This is a genomic window from Photobacterium sp. WH77, from assembly GCF_022014395.1.
In the GTDB taxonomy this organism is placed as follows: domain Bacteria; phylum Pseudomonadota; class Gammaproteobacteria; order Enterobacterales; family Vibrionaceae; genus Photobacterium; species Photobacterium arenosum.
Map to the genome: position 1 here is coordinate 131701 of NZ_JAKLTE010000004.1, position 21468 is coordinate 153168.

The 21468-nt window shown below is 50.8% G+C and carries 20 protein-coding genes; 10 read left to right on the top strand and 10 right to left on the bottom strand.

Annotated features, from left to right (window positions below):
• Window position 1 precedes the first annotated feature (1 nt).
• From L6J37_RS05670 to L6J37_RS05685, 4 genes are read left to right on the top strand one after another with little or no spacing between them, the layout of a single operon-like run.
• Window positions 2–1150, top strand: coding sequence for an ABC transporter substrate-binding protein (locus tag L6J37_RS05670; protein ID WP_237794565.1), 1149 nt, complete (start codon window positions 2–4; stop codon window positions 1148–1150).
• 57 nt (window positions 1151–1207) lie between these two features.
• On the top strand, window positions 1208–2902 hold the full coding sequence (locus L6J37_RS05675; protein WP_237794456.1) for an ABC transporter permease: 1695 nt from the start codon (window positions 1208–1210) through the stop codon (window positions 2900–2902).
• Complete coding sequence (locus L6J37_RS05680) at window positions 2868–3524, top strand: ATP-binding cassette domain-containing protein (RefSeq protein ID WP_218384742.1); 657 nt, start codon at window positions 2868–2870, stop codon at window positions 3522–3524. Before L6J37_RS05675 ends, L6J37_RS05680 begins: the two co-directional genes overlap by 35 nt.
• Window positions 3517–4134: a CDP-alcohol phosphatidyltransferase family protein gene (locus tag L6J37_RS05685; RefSeq protein ID WP_218384743.1), complete on the top strand. Its 618-nt coding sequence runs from the start codon at window positions 3517–3519 to the stop codon at window positions 4132–4134. Before L6J37_RS05680 ends, L6J37_RS05685 begins: the two co-directional genes overlap by 8 nt.
• A gap of 77 nt (window positions 4135–4211) precedes the next feature.
• Here the strand turns inward: L6J37_RS05685 and L6J37_RS05690 are convergent, their stop codons facing one another.
• Both L6J37_RS05690 and punR read right to left on the bottom strand, forming a co-directional pair.
• Window positions 4212–4472, bottom strand: coding sequence for a hypothetical protein (locus L6J37_RS05690; RefSeq protein ID WP_237794457.1), 261 nt, complete (start codon window positions 4470–4472; stop codon window positions 4212–4214).
• A 212-nt stretch (window positions 4473–4684) separates the two neighbouring features.
• On the bottom strand, window positions 4685–5587 hold the full coding sequence (gene punR, locus L6J37_RS05695; RefSeq protein WP_218384744.1) for a DNA-binding transcriptional activator PunR: 903 nt from the start codon (window positions 5585–5587) through the stop codon (window positions 4685–4687).
• Window positions 5588–5718: 131 nt separating this feature from the next.
• Here punR and punC point away from each other — a divergent pair, with 131 nt between their 5' ends.
• The 6 genes from punC to L6J37_RS05725 all read left to right on the top strand — a co-directional run bounded on the left by punC (window position 5719) and on the right by L6J37_RS05725 (window position 13351).
• Window positions 5719–6933, top strand: a complete 1215-nt coding sequence (gene punC / locus L6J37_RS05700; RefSeq protein WP_192016567.1) for a purine nucleoside transporter PunC — start codon at window positions 5719–5721, stop codon at window positions 6931–6933.
• Between the two features lie 203 nt (window positions 6934–7136).
• Window positions 7137–9602, top strand: a complete 2466-nt coding sequence (locus L6J37_RS05705) for a bifunctional diguanylate cyclase/phosphodiesterase (RefSeq protein WP_237794458.1) — start codon at window positions 7137–7139, stop codon at window positions 9600–9602.
• Between the two features lie 80 nt (window positions 9603–9682).
• Window positions 9683–10027, top strand: coding sequence for a hypothetical protein (locus tag L6J37_RS05710; RefSeq protein WP_027252341.1), 345 nt, complete (start codon window positions 9683–9685; stop codon window positions 10025–10027).
• A 256-nt stretch (window positions 10028–10283) separates the two neighbouring features.
• On the top strand, window positions 10284–10520 hold the full coding sequence (locus tag L6J37_RS05715; protein WP_192016565.1) for a YdcH family protein: 237 nt from the start codon (window positions 10284–10286) through the stop codon (window positions 10518–10520).
• Between the two features lie 236 nt (window positions 10521–10756).
• Entirely contained in the window at window positions 10757–11989 is a 1233-nt protein-coding gene (locus L6J37_RS05720) for an L-lactate MFS transporter (RefSeq protein ID WP_237794460.1), read from the top strand.
• A 729-nt stretch (window positions 11990–12718) separates the two neighbouring features.
• Window positions 12719–13351 (top strand): LysE family translocator, encoded by a 633-nt coding sequence (locus tag L6J37_RS05725; protein WP_192016641.1) that lies wholly within the window; start codon window positions 12719–12721, stop codon window positions 13349–13351.
• Window positions 13352–13432: 81 nt separating this feature from the next.
• Here L6J37_RS05725 and fliJ read toward each other — a convergent pair whose 3' ends face one another.
• From fliJ to L6J37_RS05765, 8 genes are read right to left on the bottom strand one after another with little or no spacing between them, the layout of a single operon-like run.
• Window positions 13433–13867: a flagellar export protein FliJ gene (gene fliJ, locus L6J37_RS05730; protein ID WP_218384747.1), complete on the bottom strand. Its 435-nt coding sequence runs from the start codon at window positions 13865–13867 to the stop codon at window positions 13433–13435.
• Window positions 13868–13884: 17 nt separating this feature from the next.
• Window positions 13885–15222, bottom strand: coding sequence for a flagellar protein export ATPase FliI (fliI, locus tag L6J37_RS05735; protein ID WP_303460018.1), 1338 nt, complete (start codon window positions 15220–15222; stop codon window positions 13885–13887).
• Complete coding sequence (gene fliH / locus L6J37_RS05740) at window positions 15215–16012, bottom strand: flagellar assembly protein FliH (RefSeq protein WP_237794462.1); 798 nt, start codon at window positions 16010–16012, stop codon at window positions 15215–15217. Before fliH ends, fliI begins: the two co-directional genes overlap by 8 nt.
• Before the next feature lie 3 nt (window positions 16013–16015).
• Window positions 16016–17044, bottom strand: coding sequence for a flagellar motor switch protein FliG (locus L6J37_RS05745; protein ID WP_192016562.1), 1029 nt, complete (start codon window positions 17042–17044; stop codon window positions 16016–16018).
• Window positions 17022–18731: a flagellar basal-body MS-ring/collar protein FliF gene (gene fliF, locus L6J37_RS05750; RefSeq protein ID WP_192016561.1), complete on the bottom strand. Its 1710-nt coding sequence runs from the start codon at window positions 18729–18731 to the stop codon at window positions 17022–17024. The genes L6J37_RS05745 and fliF overlap by 23 nt, the downstream gene beginning before the upstream one ends.
• A 3-nt stretch (window positions 18732–18734) precedes the next feature.
• Window positions 18735–19085, bottom strand: coding sequence for a flagellar hook-basal body complex protein FliE (gene fliE, locus L6J37_RS05755; protein WP_192016560.1), 351 nt, complete (start codon window positions 19083–19085; stop codon window positions 18735–18737).
• Window positions 19086–19103: 18 nt separating this feature from the next.
• Entirely contained in the window at window positions 19104–20468 is a 1365-nt protein-coding gene (locus tag L6J37_RS05760) for a sigma-54-dependent transcriptional regulator (RefSeq protein ID WP_237794464.1), read from the bottom strand.
• The gene (locus L6J37_RS05765; RefSeq protein ID WP_192016558.1) at window positions 20468–21352 is read right to left on the bottom strand and encodes an OmpA family protein; all 885 of its coding nucleotides are present in this window, start codon (window positions 21350–21352) and stop codon (window positions 20468–20470) included. Before L6J37_RS05765 ends, L6J37_RS05760 begins: the two co-directional genes overlap by 1 nt.
• Window positions 21353–21468: the final 116 nt, after the last annotated feature.

Consider the following 21468-nt stretch of genomic DNA (forward strand, 5'->3'; position numbering starts at 1 on the left):
TATGCCTGCTCTGGCAAATGAAGCACAAACTGAAACCTCGCCCATCGCCGAGATGAGCTGGGATGCGATTGAACAAGAAGCGCGCGGACAGACTGTTTTCTTCAATGCCTGGGGAGGCAGCCAGCCCATCAACAGCTATTTAAGATGGGTTGCCCGCGAAGTAAAGAGTCGTTACGACATTACGCTCAACCATGTCAAAGTGGCCGACATCGCTGAAACCTCACAGCGACTGTTAGCGGAAAAAGCGGCCGGCAAACAAACCGGCGGCAGCGTCGATATGGTTTGGATCAATGGCGAAAACTTCCGCACCATGAAAGCCAATCACTTATTGGATGGCCCGTTTGTCGCCCAGTTACCCAACTGGGAGCTGGTCGATAAACAACTGCCCGTCTATGAAGATTTTACCGAAAGCACAGAAGGTCTCGAAGCCCCCTGGGGGGTAGGACAACTGGTCTTCATCCATGACAGCCAGACATTAAGCAACCCACCCAATAGTTTTGCTGAACTGTTAAGTCTGGCCGTCGCTTTTCCGGGCAAAGTGACCTACCCGCAGCCGCCTGCATTTCATGGCACCAGTTTTTTAAAAGCCGCATTGATTGAGCTGACCAACGCGGCGCCGGCGCTCTATGAGCCCATTGACCCGGCAACGGATGAAAAGAAATTCGCTCGCCTCACAGCGCCGCTCTGGAAGTACCTCAATCAGCTCCATGCCGTTGCCTGGCAGCAGGGAAAACGCTTTCCGGCCAGTTCAACGGAAATGATGCAACTGTTAGATGACAGGCAGCTTCTGGTCGCCATTACGTTTAATCCGAATGAAGCCAAAGCCGCAATCGAGCGCGGCGATCTGCCTGAATCAGCCAAGGCATTTGCCTTTGAGCAAGGCGCCCTCTCTAACATTCATTTTCTGGCCATCCCCTGGAATGCCAGCGCGAAAGCAGGTGCCCGGGTTGTGATTAACTTTCTCATGAGCCCTGAAGCGCAACAACGAAAAGCAAATATTCAGATCTGGGGTGATCCTGCCGTGCTGACACCGGAGGCTATGGGAGTCGACCAAGCACAAAGTTTAGAACTGTATCGTGCAATCCCTGAGCCACACCCTAGCTGGCAAACTGCGCTGGAGGCCGCCTGGCAGCAAAAATATGGACACTGAGCGTTTCCTGACACCCTGTAAGTTTATCCCTGACACCCATTAGGCGAACGTTGCAATATGTTGTACTTGATGTTTATTGCCACGCTGTTGATCTGCTGTTTGCCGTTATTACCGGGCCTGTTCGGCATTTTGCTGCCAGCCCTGTCCTGGTTACCCTTTGCTGGCCTGACTCAGCCCGGGCCACAGGCTTTCTATCAGGCATTGGCCTGGCCCGGTTTGTCTGCTTCTGTTCTGCTGACGCTTTCCACTGGCGTCATCAGTACTTTATTGGCATTAGCTTTTACCTTCTTGATCCTGCAGAGATATTGGGGCTCCCGCCGCTGGCAGAGTATAGAATCCTGGCTCTCTCCGATGCTGGCGATTCCGCATGTGGCCTTCGCGATTGGCTTTGCTTTCACCTTTTCATCCACGGGGATCATCACCCGTTTCGTCTCAGCATTGGGCGGCGATCCCGGTCAGTTTTCTCTGCTGCAGGACTCTTACGGCATAGGGCTCACTCTGGCTCTGGCGATCAAAGAGACTCCATTCCTGTTATTAATGAGTATCTCTGTCCTGCAGCAACTGAATGTCGGCCGCTTGCTGGCTGCAGGCAATGGCCTGGGCTATAACCGGGCATCAACATGGATCACTATTATACTGCCGCAATGGCTCCCCAGGATGCGACTGCCGATCTATGCCGTGCTGGCTTATGGCATCTCTGTGGTAGACATGGCCATGATTCTGGGCCCGACCCGTCCTCCCACTTTTGCCGTTCTGGTCTGGCAGTGGTTCAATGAGCCGGATGTCGCTTTGCTGCCCAGAGCCGCTGTCGGCGCATTAATGCTGCTCATGCTGGGCCTTTGCCTGCTTGCTGTGTTTCGCGTGCTGGAATGGCTGATTCTGCGTGGCTTTCAAGGCTGGCAATATGCCGGCCATCGCGAGCAACGATTGCCAGGGCGTTACTTTCACTGGCCGTTAATAGCGGTGCCGCTGCTTGTCATTCCTGTTCTCATGCTCTGGTCCGTGGCGCTGCGCTGGCGGTTTCCTGATCTGTTACCAAGCCGGTTCAGTGTGCAATTCTGGCAACAGGAAACCGCCGTGTTTACCGATCTGGCGTCTACCAGCCTGATGCTGGCCGGTATCAGTACAGCGATTGCGCTTTGTCTGGCCATTGGTTGTCTGGAATACAGGGACAAAACAGGAACCGGTATCCCAGGCTGGCTGATAGCCATGCCCATGGTGTTGCCACAGGTTTCTTTACTGTTCGGTATTCAGGTCACCACTTATATGATCCCCGGCCAGCATCACCTGCTATGGGTGATATGGAGCCATGTGCTCTTTGTGTTTCCCTACCTGTACCTTGCGCTGGATGGCCCATGGCGCAGTTTTGATCGCCGGTATACGCAAACAGCCAGTAGCCTTGGCTTATCGGAGTTCCAGGCCTGGTGGCGGGTCAAGCGTCCTATGCTGATGCCGGCAATTTGTCTGGCACTGGCCGTAGGCTGTAGTGTCAGCCTGGCTCAGTACCTGCCGACACTCAGCCTTGGTGCAGGCCGGGTCAGCACCCTGACCACAGAAGCCGTTGCGCTCGCCAGCGGACAGGACAGAAGAGTCAGTGCGATTTACGGACTGCTGCAGGGACTGGTGCCCTTCATGCTCTTCGCGCTTGCCACTTTCGCAAGCCGTTACTATCAATCGAGAATGACCTCCGGAACATACACAAGGAATGCAAAAGCCAATGTGCTTGTCAGTCAAAAACCTCACTATAAATAATGGACATCAGCGGTTGCTCAGTTCGCTGACGCTGTCGGTTGAGCAGGGACAGGTACTAACGATTATGGGACCCAGCGGCTGTGGGAAGTCGACCCTGTTGGGTGTGATTGCCGGCCATATTCCGCCCGACTGTCTCTATCAGGGCGAGATCAACCTCAATAACAGATTGCTCAATGAACTGGCTCCGGATAAACGGCGCATTGGCCTGCTGTTTCAGGATGATCTGCTATTCCCGCACCTGAATGTGTGGCAGAACCTGGCATTTGGTTTACCGTCCAGTGTGAAAAAGCCTGAACGTAAAACCAGAGCTTATGACACCTTAGCTGCGTTAGGCCTGATAGAACTGGCCTCTCATTGCCCGAGCCAGATTTCTGGCGGACAGCGCGCCAGGATCAGTCTGATGCGTTGTCTGCTGGCAGAGCCGGACGCCATCTTACTGGATGAGCCTTTCAGTAAACTGGACAAAGATCTGCGTATCCAGTTTCGCGACCTGGTGTTTAAGGAGATCCGGCAGCTGAATATCCCAGCGCTGATGGTCACCCATGATCAGGATGACGTGCCACCTGACGGTCAGGTATTGCACTGGCCCGCCGCGCTGAAGGAGGAACAGCCCCATGCTTGATCGCTACGCCATCAAACTCATCAAAGCGCCGGTTAACTGTGTAGGCTTACTGCTGGCGAAAACGCCTTTCACCGCCAATCAAATTACAGTAGCCGGGTTTGGTATTGGGCTGCTGACATTGCCTGCACTCCTCTACCAGCAATATTGGCTGGCACTGTGTTTTATCATTATCAACCGCATTTTTGACGGTTTGGATGGCGCTCTGGCCCGGCGCAGGGGCATCACAGACTGTGGTGGTTTTCTGGATATCACACTGGATTTTCTGTTTTATTCTCTTGTGCCCTTTGGCTTCATTCTGGCAGACCCTACACAGAATGCAGTTGCTGGTGCGTTTTTGATCTTCGCCTTTGTCGGCACAGGTTCCAGCTTTCTGGCTTTTGCCATCATGGCGGGTAAGCGCGATATTGATAATCCGGTTTATCAACACAAATCTTTGTTTTACTTGGGAGGTTTGACTGAGGGCACAGAAACTATCGCGTGTTTTGTTCTCTTTTGCCTGTTCCCGGCACATTTTGCGCCCATCGCTTGGATTTTCGGATCACTGTGCTGGGTGACAACCGCAACACGGATCTGGGCTGGCTATCAGACCCTGAAAACACCGGCCGGATAGCACCGGCAGAAACACGTGTCAGCAACAGAAAACGGCGACCCAGGCCTGCCCAGCCGCCGTTTTCAGTCACCAGTCCTCTAGCTGAAGGCCGGTATGCTCTGATTGTGTTTTCCCTGCCGGCTGTGAAATTTATTAATTTCGATATCAATAGCGTTATAGCTGCTGTTCATCAACTCGCCCAGACATGCCGGAGAATCAGGATTCTGACTTTGCAGAAAAGCCGCCAGCAGCTTGACGTCATCAGGTCTGGGGCGATAGCTCAGGTTCGGAAAGGCCTGGTAGATATAATCAATAGCGATTGCCAACAGCTCGCTATTCTTTTCTGTCGTTCTGTTCATCGTCAACACAGTATTTTTATTCATCTTCATCGGAAGTAATGGATTTGACGAAGGGCATCCTAAGCGGTCTGAATGAAAGAATTATGACTTGGCGCTGTTTTTAGGATTTTTTTATCCTCTCGCTTGTTTTTCATACCAATATTCACGTATTCAATCTGTTGTTTTAAACGAACAACATCGACTGAGCGCTTTGAATACTGTGTTTTTTTCTGCTATCGCATCCACTCTCGGTGCAATTGTTCGCTATCTCCCAGGTACTCCAGCAGCCAGCTCAGGGCGGGGTTAAGGCTGGCTTTGTTCCATGCCAGACAGCAGGGACTGACCGGCGGGGCATGAGGGAGCGTGCGGGCCACCAGCTTGCCTCTTTTCAACTTGGGGGCGGCCATATGTTCCGGCACAACGCCTATGCCCAGCCCGGCTTCAAGACACTGAAACGCGCTGGACCAGTCCGGCACCATAATGCGGCGCTGATTATTCATCAGCCAGGTTGTGCGCTTAGGTAATGTACGTGAGGTATCTTCAAGACAGATAGCGGGATACTTAGCCAGTTCTGAGTCTGGCAGAGGCAGCGGACTTTCCGTCAACGGATGATCCGGCGCCATCACAAACACCCAGTGCAGGTTTCCCATATCGGTGTAATCGAAATCCCCGCTGACCGGAATGGCAGCCGTCGCCCCAATCACCAGATCTGCCCGGCCGTCTGCCAGGGCGTCCCACACCCCGTTATAGACCTCCATCGTCAGATGCAGCTCAACATCCGGGAACGCCTGATAAAAATCTCGTACCATTGTGCTGACACGGCTTTGTCTGACCACAGTGTCCAGTGCCACCGACACATTTTCAGCCCAGCCATTGGCAACACGTTGTGTCTGCAACTTAATGTGCTCCATTTGCTTGAGCAGCTGTCTGGCTTCTTCAACAAAGTACTGGCCTGCAGGAGTCAGGCTGACCTGCCGGTGATGACGCTCAAACAAGGTTACAGACAATTTATCCTCGATTATCCTGACCGTGTAGCTGATTGCGCTGGGCACTTTGTGCAACTCTTCTGCTGCTGAGGAAAAGCTGCCCCGCCTCGCAACAACATCAATTACTTGCAAATCATTGAAAGAAAACATATATCCTGCTACTTAATAACGCGTGATGTTGAATCAAATTTTTTGAAAGCAATGTTGAAATTTTAGCGTTTCACAGCACAAATCACCACGCTTACAATCTGATCACTGAAAAAACTTCTGGTTTCAATAAAATGACGACAAAACCAACTACCGTTACGCTTGCCTGGTTTGCATTACTGAGCATGCTCGGCTTTCTGGCCACCGACATGTATCTGCCTGCTTTCACCGCCATGCAGGCCGATCTGAATACCTCATCCAGCCTGATTGGCATGACACTCGGCCTTTTTCTGTTAGGCATGGCCATTGGTCAGCTTATCTATGGCCCTCTCTCTGACCGCTTAGGCAGAAAAAAAGTATTGCTGGGTGCCATGTTGTTGTTCAGCCTCGCCACCCTGGGTTGTGCAATGGCACCGAATGTGGAAACCCTGCTGGCATTCCGTTTTCTTCAGGCGCTGGGTGCGTGCAGTGCCACCGTGCTCTGGCAGGCTATTGTCATTGACAGGTATGAAGGAAAGCTTGCCGAAAAAGTGTTCGCAACTATCATGCCTTTGGTCGCCCTTTCACCGGCCCTTGCGCCTTTAGTTGGCGCAGCGATTCAGTCACATTTTGGCTGGCGTGCTATCTTCCTGAGCCTGATTGCCTTAGGTGCCGTGTTAGCACTGATGACGACCATGCAGCCTGAAAGTGCCAAGGGTGAAAAAAAGCAGGGCAACGTCTTGTCAGAACTGGCAATTAACTATACAAGCCTGCTCAAGTCAAAAAAATTCATGGGTAACATGCTCATTTTTGCAGCCTGCTCTGCTGCTTTTTTCGCCTACCTGACAGGGTCACCGTTTATCATGTCTGCTATGGGCTACTCAAGCGAAGATATCGGCTTAAGTTATGTGCCGCAGACTATTGCCTTTTTGATTGGCGGCTATGGCTGCCGGGCACTGCTAAACCGCATGGAAGGTAAAAAGCTGCTGCCTTGGCTGCTGAAACTGTTCATCGGCAGTGCGCTGGTCATACTGTTGATCACTGTGCAGCATAAACCAGACACCATTTGGCCCGTTTTACTGCCTTTCTGTTTTATTGCAGTTGCTAACGGTGCGATATACCCCATTGTGATCAGTAAAGCCCTGGAAGACTTCAAGCACTGCAGCGCAACCGCGGCCGGGGTGATGAATTTCCTGCAAACATTAGGTTGTTTTGCGGCCAGTTCACTGGTTGCGGCTTTTGCCGATAAAGGATTGAGCATTGTTGCCTTTAGCATTGCCGGCACCTGTGTCTTCGTTCTGATCGGGTTCGCTTTTGTTGTCAGCAGCCAGCGCCAGCAACTGATTGAGGCACAATCCACTCCAAACTGATCATTTTCTTTCTATCACGGTTCTTCAATTGCAGGCAGCCCCTGATGCTGCCTGCATTTTTCATATTCAAAAATATTGTCTATTGTTCATCGATAAGCCAAAAAATTCCTAATACGCATGAAATGCGTGTTATGCATGCCCAGAAAACCGTCACTATACTGTTCTCTTAGGGACTCTGCTCTATCATGGATGATGGATGATATATGAAGAGAAATGTGATTCATTCGAAAATGCTGCTGTTCTTTTTGCTGCTTTTTATCTTTTTGCTGTGTCTTTTTTTTCTTAATGGCAGTCCTAGCGCTAACCCAGAGAGACGGGGACATCCTATTACACACGCCTCTTCACGGCTTGATAACCACACATTATTGTCTGACGGGTATCAATTTCTGGCAGAAGAATGGGAAAACGCCAGCACACTTCACTCAATACTGAACCAGCTCAGTGTGAGTCAGTTTATCTTTAACAATCTGTATTCACGGGAGAAACTTGAAAAATTCACGCTGTTTTCACTGATCTCTTTCGGCTTTCTTCTCGGCTGTCTGGTACTGGCCTGGCACCTGCATAAAATGCTTCGCCATGAAAAACGCCTGAAAGGCGAGTTACACGACATGGTCAAAAAGTTCAGCCATGTACTGAAACATGCTCCGGACGGCATGGTTCTGCTCAAGCAGGACAACACTGTACTCAATATCAATCAGTCCGCTTGCCAGATTTTGAACACCTCAGAACAACAGGCTTCACACCAAGAGATTACCGCTTTGGTTAACGATCCCGAAGCCAGTAACAAGCTGGCTGGATTACTCAGTCAGGTACACGGCAAGATGAATCAGGGTGATAACCAGCCCGTCAGTCAACAGATCACCATCAACACTACGTCTGTACAACACCTTGAAATCATTGCGAGCGAAACCGCTTACAATGACGGTAATGAGATTTTGTTAAATATCAGGGATGTCACTGTATGGGTTGATCGTGAAGAAAAACTGAAAAGCTTGTCCCGCGCCCTGGAGCAAAGTGACGACTCTATCATCATCACCAACGAAAAAGGGATCATCGAGTATGTAAACCACAGCTTTGAAAAATATAACGAGCTCGATGCCAACGAGCTGATCGGCAGTGATGCCGCGCACCTGATTCTTACCGCTCTGCAAAATCCGGCAGAGCTGGCAAAATTGCAGCAACAGCTGGTCAAAGGCCAGACAATCAACCGCATCATCTCGCACCGCAAGAAAGATAACAGTCTGGTGTATATGGAAAAACGCATTTCTCCTATTCGCAATAACCTAGGGAAAATCAGCCATTACATCACAACAGGGAAAGATATTACCGACAGAGTGCTGTTTGAAAGCAAACTCAAACAATTAGCGCACTTTGACATACTCACCCAACTGCCAAACCGATTGATGCTGCAGCAGCAGATCGATCACCTGCTCCAGCAATCGCCCTGCCCTGTCATTGGCCTGCTCACCCTCAACCTGGATCGCTTTAAGCAAATCAACGATTCTCTGGGTCACGACACCGGCGATCAGGTGCTGCTAGCCGTCAGCGAACGTCTGCAGACTATTTTGCGTGAAAATGACATGCTGGCGAGATTAGGCAGTGATGAATTTGCCATCCTGGTAGCATCAGATAACCGGCTGCCCGCTCTTGAACACCTGGCCGAGCGTATCCTTCGTCATCTCAGCGAGCCGATGACACTGGGCAGTAAAGAAGTGGTGGTCGGTGCCAGTATTGGTATCACCTACAGTGACAGCATCCATTCGACCAGCGAAACCCTGCTCAGGCAGGCAGACATTGCGCTGTATAAAGCCAAAGACAACAAACAACAGCAACAATACCGGGTTTATAACCGGCAAATGGGTGCCAACAGTGTCAAACGTTTGGAAATGGAAGCTCAACTGAGGCAAAGCTGCGGCACTGATCGCTATCAGTATTACTATCAGGGCCGGTTTGACTCACGGACCCGTCAGCTTTGCGGAGCGGAAGCGCTGCTACGCTGGGTCGATGATGACAACCGCATCCAGTCACCCACTGAGTTCATCCCTATTCTGGAAACCACAGGTTTGATTATCGAGGTTGGTGAGCATTTGATTCAACAGGCTTGCAAACAATTACGCCAATGGCAGTTACAAGGCCACTGGCTGCATTTTGCCCTGAATATTTCAGCCCGGCAGTTGCTGAATTCCGATATTGTCAGTACTGTCAGCAAAGCGATACAGAATAGCCAGTGCGACCCTAGTTTTTTAGAGCTGGAAATCACAGAGAGTGTCGTCATGTCTGACGTTAAGCTGGCATTGAATAAGTTACGTCAGATCAACGCGCTGGGAGTCAGAATTGCCATTGATGATTTTGGTACCGGCTATTCCTCCCTGGCCTACCTCAGTCGGTTTCCGATTCAGATACTCAAAGTCGATCGCGAGTTTGTCCGTGATTTACCCCTCAATAAAGAATCTGTCACCATCACTAACGCTATCGTTGAGTTGGCCCATAATCTAAATATCAGCGTGGTGGCAGAAGGTGTAGAAACCAAAGGACAGGCAGATTTCCTGGCAAGCATAGGTGTAGAAGAATTTCAGGGATTTCTGTACTGTAAGCCACTGCCGCTATCAGATTTTGAAACAAGGTTTTTGCTGCCAGTTCAGAATACGAAAGAACATTCTACCTACTGAGTCAGATTACCTCAGTTTGTAAACTTTCACTTCTGCCAAGAGCCAATTACAATACGCTCAGTATGGGCGAGGATAGAAACATGGATTTTAGCGATTATCTGGAAACGGTGCTTAAGCAACGTCAGCAACAGGCCAATAAACCGGTCCAAAATAAGCAGCAACCTGTCTGGCTGCAACAGCGTATGGAAGACAAAACCAGCCAAAGTACGGCACGTGATGCAATAGCCAAAGCCCAGGAGGATGCCTCTGTTCGAGCCGAACAGGAAACCAAAGCCCCTCATGTCAGAATTAATGGCCGCTACATGTCACAGGAAGAAGCACAGGCTAAAGCAAAATTGCAAACTCAGGCAGCGCCTGCTAATGCCGACAGAATTGCCTATATTGAATCGCTCAAAAAAACACTACGTGCCAAAAAGTATCAATAATCACCCGACTGCCCGCCTGCTTCCCGCCAAGATGTGACAACGTCACTATAGCTTTTGTGCCTTTCATCTGATTTTCAGCCTCAGTGGGGTTGAAAATAACCTCATTCGACTATGCTTAAACGAGTAAACATTTTTAACTGCAAGGGATGCGCTGACCAGCAGTAATCTCTGACCAATAAGCAAATAGTTGAACGTTTATAAAAACAATGACGAAAAAGCAGGGCTTTCATTCACTAAAATTTATGGAGTGACAGACATGTTAGGTGAAAATCACGCACTCTTCATTGAGTTCCCCGAAATGCAGGACAAAATCACAGAGTTGAAGACCTGCGACGAAAGCTTTAAGGCCATGTCAGACCGATATCACCAGCTTGACCATAGAATACGGGGATTGGAATGCAGCAACATTCCCACCGAAGATCACCACTTCACCCAACTGAAAATGGAGCGTTTGCAGCTTAAAGACAAAATTTACAACATACTCATGAACTGAGGTTGTCAGCTTTTCCCTGGCTCCACCCTCTGCTATCCAGGGGGTGGAGAACCTTCCCCGCCAAACACCATCATCACCTGCCTCAAGCAAGCTATTTGTAACAAAACATTGCTGTCCGGTATTTTAATAACATTTATTGATAGAATCCGCGCCCTCAACAACAAATACATCTTTTTTTGATTGCTACCAAGAAAAGTTTAGTAAAGCAGTTGCCGTTCCGGCATTTAGAGAGACCTATGAAAACATTTGATCGCGCCAAGCAAATCCTGCTGGCAGGGTTCTGTATTAACTTGTGTATGGGCATTTTGTATGCCTGGAGTGTATTTAAGAAAGCCTTAGTGGTAGATCTTGGCTGGTCAAACGCCGATGCGTCCCTGCCCTATACCGTTGCTATCATTACCTTTTCTCTCTCATTGTTACTAGCCGGTATTCTTCAGGACAAAATCGGTCCGCGTAAGGTCTTGCTGCTCGGCACGACCATGGTTGGCCTGGGTATGATTGTATCCAGCTTTGCCACCACACCACTGCTGCTGGTGCTGACTTTCGGGGTATTGACAGGTTGCGGTATTGGCTTTGGCTATGCCTGTTTAAGCCCTTCAGCAATGAAATGGTTCCACCCTTCGAAGAAAGGCATGGTAAACGGACTGATCGCGGCCGGTTTTGGCCTGGCTGCTGTGTATCTGGCGCCGCTGACATCATCCCTGATTGCCGATTACGGTATTAATCAGAGCTTTCTGATCCTCGGCATCGCTGTACTGCTGGTCGCTGTCCCTCTGGCATGCACTGTCAACAACCCACCGGAAGGCTACCAGCCGGAGGCGCCATCTGCCGTCGCGGCCTCTGCCAATCCGGCACCAGCTGTTAACATGACCTGGCGCAGCATGGTGAAAACACCCCAGTTTTACTCCTTGTGGGTGATGTACGCCTTTGCCTCCGCGGCAGGCTTGATGATTATCGGCAATATTACTTCTATTGCAGCGACTCAGGCCGATCTCTCTGACGCGGCGTTTCTGGTGGTGATTCTGGCTGTGTTCAACTCAGGTGGCCGTATCGCTGCCGGTATGCTGTCAGACAAAATCGGCGGCGTTAAAACGCTGATGATTGCCTTTATCATGCAAGCCATCAACATGGTGATGTTCGCCACCTTCGACAACGAGTTCAGCCTGATTGTCGGTGCTGCCGTTGCCGGGGTTGGCTACGGTACTCTGCTTGCCGTTTTCCCATCGATCACAGCCGATTTTTATGGCCTGAAGAATTACGGTGCTAACTATGGTGTTCTATACACTGCGTGGGGTGTCAGTGGCTTCATTGGCCCAGTGGTAGCCGCCGTAGCAGTCGATATGACCGGCACCTACACGCTGGCCTATTCTGTGTGTTCTGGCATGCTGGCAGTCGCGGTTTTGTTGTCATTCATCACCAAGCCTGTCACCGCACAAGTAGCTAAAGAGAAGCTAGCGACAGCCGCATAACGGTACGCCTGACTCTTACTGAAAAGCACAGCCAGCCGGCTGTGCTTTTTTATTGTCACTTTTTCAGAAAGAGAAACGGGACAGACAAAAAAAACCCGGTTCCAAAGGGACCGGGCAAACAAATAGTGGTGAAAATGTTCCTGATGGGAACAGGATATGCGCTATTAGCGTACCGCTATGGAAGACTGTGCGATTGGCTTAACAACATTCTTCACGGGTACTCAGGTAGCAAATAGTTAAGGCGTCCAATTTTTGGTTTGATTAAGCATTTTTTCAATCAAATCACTGAAGTCGCGTATTCGAGTGATGAATCGATTGAGACAACCAAATTCAAATATTTCCTCTTTACAATCTGTACCATCCTCATTGATCTCGCCATCATGCTGGCATACGCCACCGCTGGATTCCAGAATCGTCAACTCGGGCGCTTTTCTGCACTGAATTCAATCTGTTTATATTGGAAAACAGCACTGGTTTTTCACGTTCCGCAGCATAGGCTCACGCCTGCCAACAGGTGTGAAAACAGAATCAAAGTTGTGAGACTCATCTAACTGAAAACTAACGAACTAGTTGGCTAGTTTGATTTGCGTTCATAGTAGGGATATCATCGTTGTCGCGTTAAGCTATTATGCATCTATACACTATGCATTTGAATTATTAGGTATTGAATCAATATGACGCCTGACAATGCATCAAATGATTCAAATTCACTTGGAGTATTCTTCCACCATGGTCAGTACATTACTTCTATATTGCATCGCTTCATTTACCGTGACCGTCATTCCGGGGCCGACCATGCTGTTATCTCTATCGAACGGTGTGAGTAAAAATAAGAAAATTGTACTTTATGGCATTTTAGGGGCTGCTATCTCTGACGCAATTTTGATCAGTGCTGCCGGGCTGGGACTGGGGGCATTAATGGCGGCTTCTGAAACCCTCTTTCTGACCGTCAAATATTGTGGCGTGGCTTACCTGCTGTGGCTGGCATACCAGTTGTGGCGCAGTACACCTTCAGCCGGCGCATTAACAGCAGACAAACTCAAAAGCACACAAGTGCACAGCCCAGCAGCAGCGTTCCGGCGCAGCCTGTTCGCAGCCCTGTCTAATCCGAAAGGGCTCCTGTTCTTCGGCGCCTTTCTGCCTCAGTTTCTGGATTTAACAGCGCCGGTTTTCATGCAATACGTGCTCTTCGCGGTGGCTACCATCGTGATTGATGTCGCTGTGATGCTGGTTTACGCAACGGCAGGTTTTCAGGCAGCAAAGTATTTATCGGTCAGTCGCCTGAAATCGCTCAACAAGACCTGTGCTACCGTGCTGGTCGCGATGGCGTCGGGGTTAGCATTCTATAAAGAAGCGGCCTGAGAGTTTTTCACTTCAAAAACAATCACCAACGCCATAGGCGGTGGTTTAGGGGTGACAAAGAAAAGCGCCCGCGGGCGCTTGTTATATGGATGGACGTTTGTATCTGGCATTGATCAAATCTTCAATGAGCTTTTGATCTTTTCTGGCCTGCTCATAACGTTGTTTAGCTTGCCAGCGCTCCATCACGGTTTCCAAGCCTTTTACCTTTACCTGACTTTGCTCCAGCGCCTTTTTCGTGCGCTGACTTTCTGCGTGCATCAGCGCCATTTCGTGCTGCTGATGGGAAATCAGGCGGCTGAGCATAGTATTGACCTGAGTGGTGTTCTGCAGCGCCAATGCGTTCAACCCGGCGCTTCCTTCTTGCTGACAGCCCGATTTCAGCCCGGCCAGCGCCTGTAGTTGCTGGGCAAAAAAGCCGACCTGATCTTGCTGACGTGCAAAGTGCTGTCCGTGACGATCACGCTGCTGCTCAGCAATCTGCTGAAGCTGACTCACAGCTTTCAGTCTGCCCTTCATCACACCGTCTCCTAACCTTACTGCGTTTGTGTAAATAACTCAGCAAGCCGAACCAGCGACTGTTGGTAGTCAGTCACTTCATCAACCTGCTGAACCAGAAAATCTTTGAGTTGCGGAAACACCTGGACAGACAGATCCAGTTCGGCATCTTGTCCGGGCTGATACCCGCCTAAAGGCAACAGCTCTTTGACTTGCAAGTAGTTGGCATTGAGCTGCCTGAAACGGTTTGCCACTGTGACATGAGAGTTTTCGGTACAGCTGCTCATACAGCGGCTGATAGAGGCATTAATATCTATCGCCGGATAATGCCCCTGCTCTGCCAGCGTACGGGATAACACCACATGACCATCAAGAATGGCACGGGCAGAGTCCACCACAGGATCCTGCTGATCATCGCCATCCGCCAGTACGGTGTAAATTGCCGTCAGGCTGCCATCCGGGTGCTCACCGTTACCGGCACGCTCAAGCAACTGAGGCAACTGGCTGAACACTGAAGGCGGATAACCACGAGAAGCAGGCGGCTCACCCAGGGACAAGGCAATTTCACGCTGCGCCATGGCGTAACGTGTTAAAGAGTCCATCAGCAGCAGGACATCTTTGCCTTTATCGCGATAATATTCCGCTACGCGGTGACACAGTTTAGTGGCACGCAGACGCATTAAAGGAGATTCATCGGCCGGCGCTGCTATCACCACAGCCCGCTTCATACCCTCTGCGCCGAGATTGCGCTGTATGAATTCCCTGACCTCCCGGCCACGCTCACCAATCAGACCCACGACAACAATATCGGCTTTGGTGTTTTTGGTGATCATGCCCATCAGGACACTTTTACCCACACCACTACCTGCCATGAGTCCGATACGCTGGCCTTTGCCCAGGGTCAGTAATCCGTTGATTGCACGTATACCCACATCCAGCGGTGTATCAACCAGGCGGCGCTTTAACGGATTGATCGGTGAAGGGTTCAGCGACACTTTCTCTCCGCCTTTTAGCGGGCCAAGATCGTCAAATGGCTCGCCAAGACCGTTAACGACCCTGCCAAGCCAGTGATCACCGAGCGCGACTGTACTGTCGCCGTCCAGCGGGACGACTCTCGCTCCGGCGTACAGCCCGCCTAACTGCCTCACGGGCATCAAATACGCCACGTCGCGGTCAAAGCCCACCACCTGGGCTTCAATGGCTTCACCATCATCCGTTTCAACCAGACAGCGCTGTTCCAGTCTGAACTTACAGCCAACGGCCTGAAGCATCAGGCCGTTGACTTTGACCAACCGCCCGGTAACCCGGGCAATCGGAATGGATGACATGGAGGCGATAGCATCATTCAAACGATCATGAAATGCACCGTCACTCACTGATACTCTCCGCCGTTTCTGCTGCTGCGATATGACTGGCTTCAGCCGCTGGATTCTCCAGTAAGTGCTCGCGCAGCGTTTCCATACAGGCTTCCAGTCTGGCATCACTGCTGGCATCGGCTTCTGCTTGATCCGTTACCAGCTGAACACCGCCGACAGGCATTTCTTTGTTCGCGACCAGTTTCCAGCTCGGGTGCAGGGTTGGACTGAGATTGGTAATACGCTCAAGATCCTGCGGATTAAGATTGATCACCACCTTGTCGCTGTTACCCGGCATGCTGTCTAAGGTTTCTTCCACCAGCGCCAGAATTTGCTGCGGCATCAGTGTCAGCTCTGCACGAATAACCTGCTGGGCAACTTTCTGCACCAGGGAACAAATCTGCTCGCGCTGAGCATGTTCCCGCTCATCCTGCCATTGCTGAATATGCGCCTGCAGTGCTTGTATCGGCGCAATGGCAGATTCATATTTTTCGCGGCCCTGGCTTTCGCCTTTGCTGTATCCCTGCTGAAAACCGTCTTGCTGACCTAAGGTAAAGCCTTGCTGGCGACCCTGCTCAACACCCTGACGCAGGCCTTCTTCATGGCCCCGCTGCAAGCCTTGCTGAAATCCTTCTTCCAGCTGTTTTTGCAAAGCTGCCTGGTGTTCCTTGGTATTGAACTCCGCCTGGGCGACATAATTGTCTGCATCCTGTGCACCACTTTCGTGTTGTACAACAGGCTTCACCATAGGCGGAAAGCGGTGTGAGCGGTATTCACCAGGATTCAGCTGCATCACTTTTACTGAACGCATCACTTACTCCACTGTTTGTTCCTGATACAGGCTCAGTTCGATCTCACCGGCATCGGCCAGTTCACGAACCACTTGCATAATATCCTGGCGGGCTTTCTCAACCCGGGATAATGGCATCGCACCACGCATGGCCATTTCATCATCCAGCGAGTTGGCCATACGCTGTGGCATGGACTGTTTGATTGCCACTTGCAGCTTGAGCTCTGCCCCTTTCAGCGCGGTTGCCCACAAGTCGAGCGGAATTTCCTGGATCAGGCGATCCATCGTTGCTTCACGCTGACGGGAAAGGATAACGAAGTCGAACATATTTTCTTCGATTTCGCTGACCACTTTTTCGTCATGCAGTTTCAGCATTTCCATCAGCTGAGCACGATCACCCTCAAAGCGGTTAATAATGTCGGCAGCCTGCTTGGCACCCAGCACCGATGCGCCCTGACCGCCCGAAACCTGCTGGATACAGCGATCGATCAACAGATGCAGATCTTTGGCGATCTCGTGGTCGATTTCACTCAGACGGGCGACGCGGTAAATCAGTTCATCATGCTGCTCTGACGGCAGTTTCGCCAGCACCTGAGACGAGGTTTCCGGCGGCAGATAAGCCAGGAAAATCGCCTGCATCTGCGGGTGTTCCTGACTGATAAATTTTGCAATAACGTCAGTATCAACCCACTGCAGTCGCTGCATGTTATTTCGCAGCTCATCGCCATAAATACTGTTCAGTACACCTTTGGCAAGATCATTGCCCAGGGCTTTCGACAGTGTGTTCGACAGATAATCTTTCGACGCGCCGCGAATACCACTGTGGTCGCGAAAATCATCGAAAAACCGCTGAATCACGACCTTGGCGTTCTCACTTTTGATGCCAGTGAGTTTCGCCATGGATCGGGTGACGCGTTGTACTTCATCGCGGGAGAAATAACGCAGAACCTGAGCGGCTGCATCCTCTCCCATGCCCAGCAAAACCAGCGCTGTTTTATCCACGCTGCTTAAGGTTTGCATGTCTGCCGGATTAGTTGTCTCGGTTGTGCTCATTTCCATTTACCCATTGTTTGAGGACTTCAGCAACGCGCTGCGGTTCTTCGCTGGCAATTAATGTCAGATGTTTCAGTTGGATGTGCAAAGGCGAACCTGAAGGCGGCAACATCATCTCAGCATCTGCATCCAGTCCGTTGGTGGTATTGCTCAGGCCTCTGTCGGACAGACGTCGATTGAGTTCATTCTCCTGCGCCTGCTCATCGAGCTCTTTGCTCAGAATGTTGTCTGGCAAAGTGGCAATGTCCATTTCCTGGCGTGCTTTGTCCACACCGGTCAGGTGACGAATCAGAGGACGCAGAACAAAGAAGATCATCGCCAGTCCCAGCAAGCCGCCAATGATGTAACGCAACGGCTGCTGCAATGCTGTATCCTGCCACCACGGCATAGGGGCAACAGGTTCAATGTTGACCGGGGTAAAGTTGAAGCTCATCAGGCTCAGGCTGTCGCCACGCTCGGCATTCAGGCCGACCGCTTCAGAGATCATCTGGCTGATTTCGGCTTTCTGTGCCTCATCCCAGACGGCACCGTCCGGCGCAACAGCATTGTTCAGCAATACAGACACATTCAGTTTCTTAATTTGCCCCTGCTGGTACTGGGTATGCCTGACACTGCTGCCTAATGCAAACTGACGATTCACTTCAGAGCGCTCACTGGTGTTCTTCGGTGCCTCACCTTCACCTTCTTCTTCAACCGTTGGTGGCTGATTGCTCAGTGAACCCGGCACCCCTAAGGCAATTTTATCGGTTGAGTTGTTCTCAATGCTGTGTTCTGAACGGACAACCGGATTGTCATCCACCATTTCACGGGTTTCTTCAATGCGGCTGAAATCCAGATCGGCCGCCACCTGCACCCGGAAGTTGCTCGGGCCGAGAACCGGAGTCAGCATGTCAGAAGCACGCTGAATGACCTGCTTCTCCAGATTCTTTTGATACTCCAGATATTTGGTATTCATTCGGCCGGACGTTTCCGAGCCGATATCGGCGCTCAGTAAACGACCGAACTGATCCACCACTGAAACGTGTTCAGCCGTCATGCCGGTGACACTGCCCGACACCAGATTCACAATCGCTTCCACCTGTTCAGGTTTGAGATCTTCACCCGGCTTAAGCTCCACCATGACAGAGGCCGTGGTCTTCTCCGTGTTCTGGCGCACAAACAGAGTCTGGCGTGGAATCGCCAGGTGCACACGGGCGTTATTGACGACATTAAGTGAAATAATGGTACGGGCCAGTTCCCCTTCCAGACCATGACGGTAACGTGCCGTTTCCATAAACTGGCTGGTACCCAAAGCAGAATCAGTCTGAAGTGTTTCCAGACCGGTCGGCAGTTTGGCTTTCACCCCTTTGGCGGCCAGTAACATACGGACCTCAGCAACTCGGCCATCTTCTACCAGCACCTGACCATTGGTTTCCTGTAAGCGGTATGGAATGCCTTCCGCTTCCAGTACAGAGATAATCTCGCTGGTATCAAAGCGCTCCTGCTGGCTGTAAAGCGGGCGATAGCTTTGTGTCGACGTCCAGAGTGCAACCACTATGATAGCGGCAACCACAGCCGCCAGCGCAGCAGACAAAACAAGATTACGCTGGCTGCTGTACCAGGCGCGTTTAGCCCGATCCAGCAGAGAATGATCAGAACGGTTGGCAGCAGTCAGTTCCGCTGCCGCTGCTTGAGTAATCATGGTCATAATTTACACCGGCATCTTCATTACATCTTCAAACGCACCGACCACTTTGTTTCTTACCTGCATCAAGGCAGAAAAAGACAAACTGGCCTTCTGGCTGGCAATCATCGCGCCAACCAGATCATCACTTTTCCCGGTTTCAACCGCCGTCATCTTCGCACTTGCAGCGGCCTGATGGCCGTTTACCAGGTCAAGCACTTGTGTCATGGCAGAAGAAAAAGCAAGTGGTTTAACCTGTTGGTCTAATGGATTGGCTTTCACAGCAATGTTCTGCTCAGCCTGAGCTTGCATGAGCTGCATTTTATCCAGCATTAATTGCTGGGCGGTGGTCGTCTGCGTCAAATTCGTCGCAAGCATACTTGTGTCTCCTGATCGTTAGGCTGCTGAGCCAATTTGTGAAATATCAATGCCTTGCTCACGCATTGCCGCCAATTTGTAACGTAAAGCTCTTGTCGTCACACCCAGTGCTTTTGCCGTGAGTGTTCTGTTACCCTCATGCTGTTTAAGCACGTCCAGCACATACTGATATTCGGCCTGTTTCTTCGCACCAATATAGCCCTGTTCTGTTCCTGCGCTGCCCGTCGCTGCAGGCATATATTCAGGTTTAATCGCCTGAATTTTGCTGCTGTCTACCGGCAGCATGAGATCCTGGGAGGTCACGAAATCGCCGTGCCTCATTACCAATGCGCGCTGGATAATGTTTTCCAGCTCGCGGATGTTGCCCGGCCAGTGGTACTGCATCATCATCTGCTGGGCATCCGCGGATAGCTGGCAGGCACTGCCTTGCTGATACTTACCGATGAAATAATCGGCCAGCGGAAGAATATCCTCAGGACGCTCGCGAAGCGGTGGCCAGTGCAGAGGTAACACATCCAGGCGGTAATAAAGATCTTCCCGGAACACCCCTTCCTGTACCGCGACACGAAGATCTTTATTGGTGGCGGCTATCACCCGGATATCGAGCTTGATGGTTTTATGGCTGCCCACACGCTCGACTTCGCGCTCTTGCAGCACACGTAATAACTTGGCTTGCAGCGCCGGCGACATTTCGGCAATTTCATCCAGCAAAATGGTGCCGCCGTTTGCTTCTTCGAACTTGCCGCTCTGGCTGCCGGTTGCCCCGGTAAAGGCCCCTTTTACATGGCCGAATAAGACAGCTTCAAGCATGGATTCCGGGATAGCAGCACAGTTCACCGCGACAAACGGCATCTTGCTGCGTGGTGACTGCTGATGAACATAGCGCGCCAGCACTTCTTTGCCTGTTCCTGATTCGCCGGTGATCAGCACACTGGCATGCGTACAGGCCGCACGGTGGGCCAATTGCAAAATCTGCTTACTGCGCCAGGATTGCGCCACTATGTCAGACATGGGCTTTTGCAGCGCTTCAACCCGGGCAATCAGGCTTAACAGCTGGCTGGGTTCGAACGGTTTTAACAAATAATCCGTCGCACCGGCTTTCATCGCTTCCGCCGCCAGCAAGCCTTCGTGCTGATCGACAATCGCAATGGCAATCCGGCGCTGCTGTGTGTCCGCCACTGTCTGGCTGTAGCGAACCCATTCGGTCAGTGACATATCCGGCAGCGAGGAGCTGACCAGAGTGATCGCCGCCTGGCGTGACTGCAAGCCGGCTTTGCCGGATGTCAGATAATCCACCTGATAGCCCGCCTGCTCCAGCACCTGAATCACTTGCTGAGCCTGCTGCCTGTCCGGTTCAATGAACTGAATTGTCTTCGTAATCATTACTGAACCCTGCTTTCATCATTGTTGCCAGCACGCATAACACGCACTGTTACCCGACGATTTAACGCTTTCCCTTTCGCCGTTTCGTTATGGGCGATCGGATAGCGGGAACCATGTGCCCTGATTTGAATCAAGCTGTCTTTTACGCCGGCTTCCCGGAGAAAACTGGCCACATCATCGGCACGGACTTTAGACACCTGCACATTGCCCAGCCTTGAGCCCACATTATCTGAGTGACCATCAATCAACACCTGATTGACTGACGTATCAAGACGAATGTATTCAGCCAGATTTGACAGCGTTGCTTTTTGCTCAGTGGAAACTGTGCGTTGTCCCAAATCAAACTGAAACACCAGGTCACGAGCCTGTTTGTACGACATGGCCGGCAGGCGGGAACGACAGAGAGTAAAATCAGCCAGTGCCGGTGCCATATTAACGCTCGATAGCAGCAAATCGACCGGGGTATTGTTGTTCTGATAGAGCATCCCAACCCGCGCCCACTGGCCAGCTGTCATACCGTCAAGCAATGCATCAACTGCATGAGTGAACGACACTTCAGTCGGACTGACTTGCTTACCCGGGCTCAGAGATGTCTGCTTAGGTGTCGCCACCCAAGGACCATCCTGCAGATACAGACCTGCAGATTGAAACTGAACCACAGGTCGCATAGGCTTCACTTTCAGCGTCAGATTTTCCCCGGCATTCGCGATAAAGCTCACCTGACCGAAATTATCCACCTGCTGATTTAATGAACAGTGAAATTTGTCGCCTTGGTATTTCCACTCGACAAGATCCATCGGTGTTGAAACAAGCTTTGCTTCAACCGAACCTGCCGCAAGAGCAATAAATAAGAATGTGTATTTCTTGAGAAATGAAATTAACATTTTTACCCTTCTCAGATTTTGGAAAAAAACCAAAATTCATTTTTTAATCATAATATCCAACTTAGCCACAAAATATTAAACAGCCAAATTGGTTTGTTGTTTCTATATATTTGTTT

Excerpts from the sequence above, each read along its gene's own strand:
- L6J37_RS05670 (WP_237794565.1), top strand. The coding sequence starts at position 2 with ATGCCTGCTCTGGCAAATGAAGCACAAACTGAAACCTCGCCCATCGCC.
- L6J37_RS05675 (WP_237794456.1), top strand. The coding sequence starts at position 1,208 with ATGTTGTACTTGATGTTTATTGCCACGCTGTTGATCTGCTGTTTGCCG.
- L6J37_RS05680 (WP_218384742.1), top strand. The coding sequence starts at position 2,868 with ATGTGCTTGTCAGTCAAAAACCTCACTATAAATAATGGACATCAGCGG.
- L6J37_RS05685 (WP_218384743.1), top strand. The coding sequence starts at position 3,517 with ATGCTTGATCGCTACGCCATCAAACTCATCAAAGCGCCGGTTAACTGT.
- L6J37_RS05690 (WP_237794457.1), bottom strand. The coding sequence starts at position 4,472 with ATGAACAGAACGACAGAAAAGAATAGCGAGCTGTTGGCAATCGCTATT.
- punR (WP_218384744.1), bottom strand. The coding sequence starts at position 5,587 with ATGTTTTCTTTCAATGATTTGCAAGTAATTGATGTTGTTGCGAGGCGG.
- punC (WP_192016567.1), top strand. The coding sequence starts at position 5,719 with ATGACGACAAAACCAACTACCGTTACGCTTGCCTGGTTTGCATTACTG.
- L6J37_RS05705 (WP_237794458.1), top strand. The coding sequence starts at position 7,137 with ATGAAGAGAAATGTGATTCATTCGAAAATGCTGCTGTTCTTTTTGCTG.
- L6J37_RS05710 (WP_027252341.1), top strand. The coding sequence starts at position 9,683 with ATGGATTTTAGCGATTATCTGGAAACGGTGCTTAAGCAACGTCAGCAA.
- L6J37_RS05715 (WP_192016565.1), top strand. The coding sequence starts at position 10,284 with ATGTTAGGTGAAAATCACGCACTCTTCATTGAGTTCCCCGAAATGCAG.
- L6J37_RS05720 (WP_237794460.1), top strand. The coding sequence starts at position 10,757 with ATGAAAACATTTGATCGCGCCAAGCAAATCCTGCTGGCAGGGTTCTGT.
- L6J37_RS05725 (WP_192016641.1), top strand. The coding sequence starts at position 12,719 with ATGGTCAGTACATTACTTCTATATTGCATCGCTTCATTTACCGTGACC.
- fliJ (WP_218384747.1), bottom strand. The coding sequence starts at position 13,867 with ATGAAGGGCAGACTGAAAGCTGTGAGTCAGCTTCAGCAGATTGCTGAG.
- fliH (WP_237794462.1), bottom strand. The coding sequence starts at position 16,012 with ATGCGTTCAGTAAAAGTGATGCAGCTGAATCCTGGTGAATACCGCTCA.
- L6J37_RS05745 (WP_192016562.1), bottom strand. The coding sequence starts at position 17,044 with ATGAGCACAACCGAGACAACTAATCCGGCAGACATGCAAACCTTAAGC.
- fliF (WP_192016561.1), bottom strand. The coding sequence starts at position 18,731 with ATGACCATGATTACTCAAGCAGCGGCAGCGGAACTGACTGCTGCCAAC.
- fliE (WP_192016560.1), bottom strand. The coding sequence starts at position 19,085 with ATGCTTGCGACGAATTTGACGCAGACGACCACCGCCCAGCAATTAATG.
- L6J37_RS05760 (WP_237794464.1), bottom strand. The coding sequence starts at position 20,468 with ATGATTACGAAGACAATTCAGTTCATTGAACCGGACAGGCAGCAGGCT.
- L6J37_RS05765 (WP_192016558.1), bottom strand. The coding sequence starts at position 21,352 with ATGTTAATTTCATTTCTCAAGAAATACACATTCTTATTTATTGCTCTT.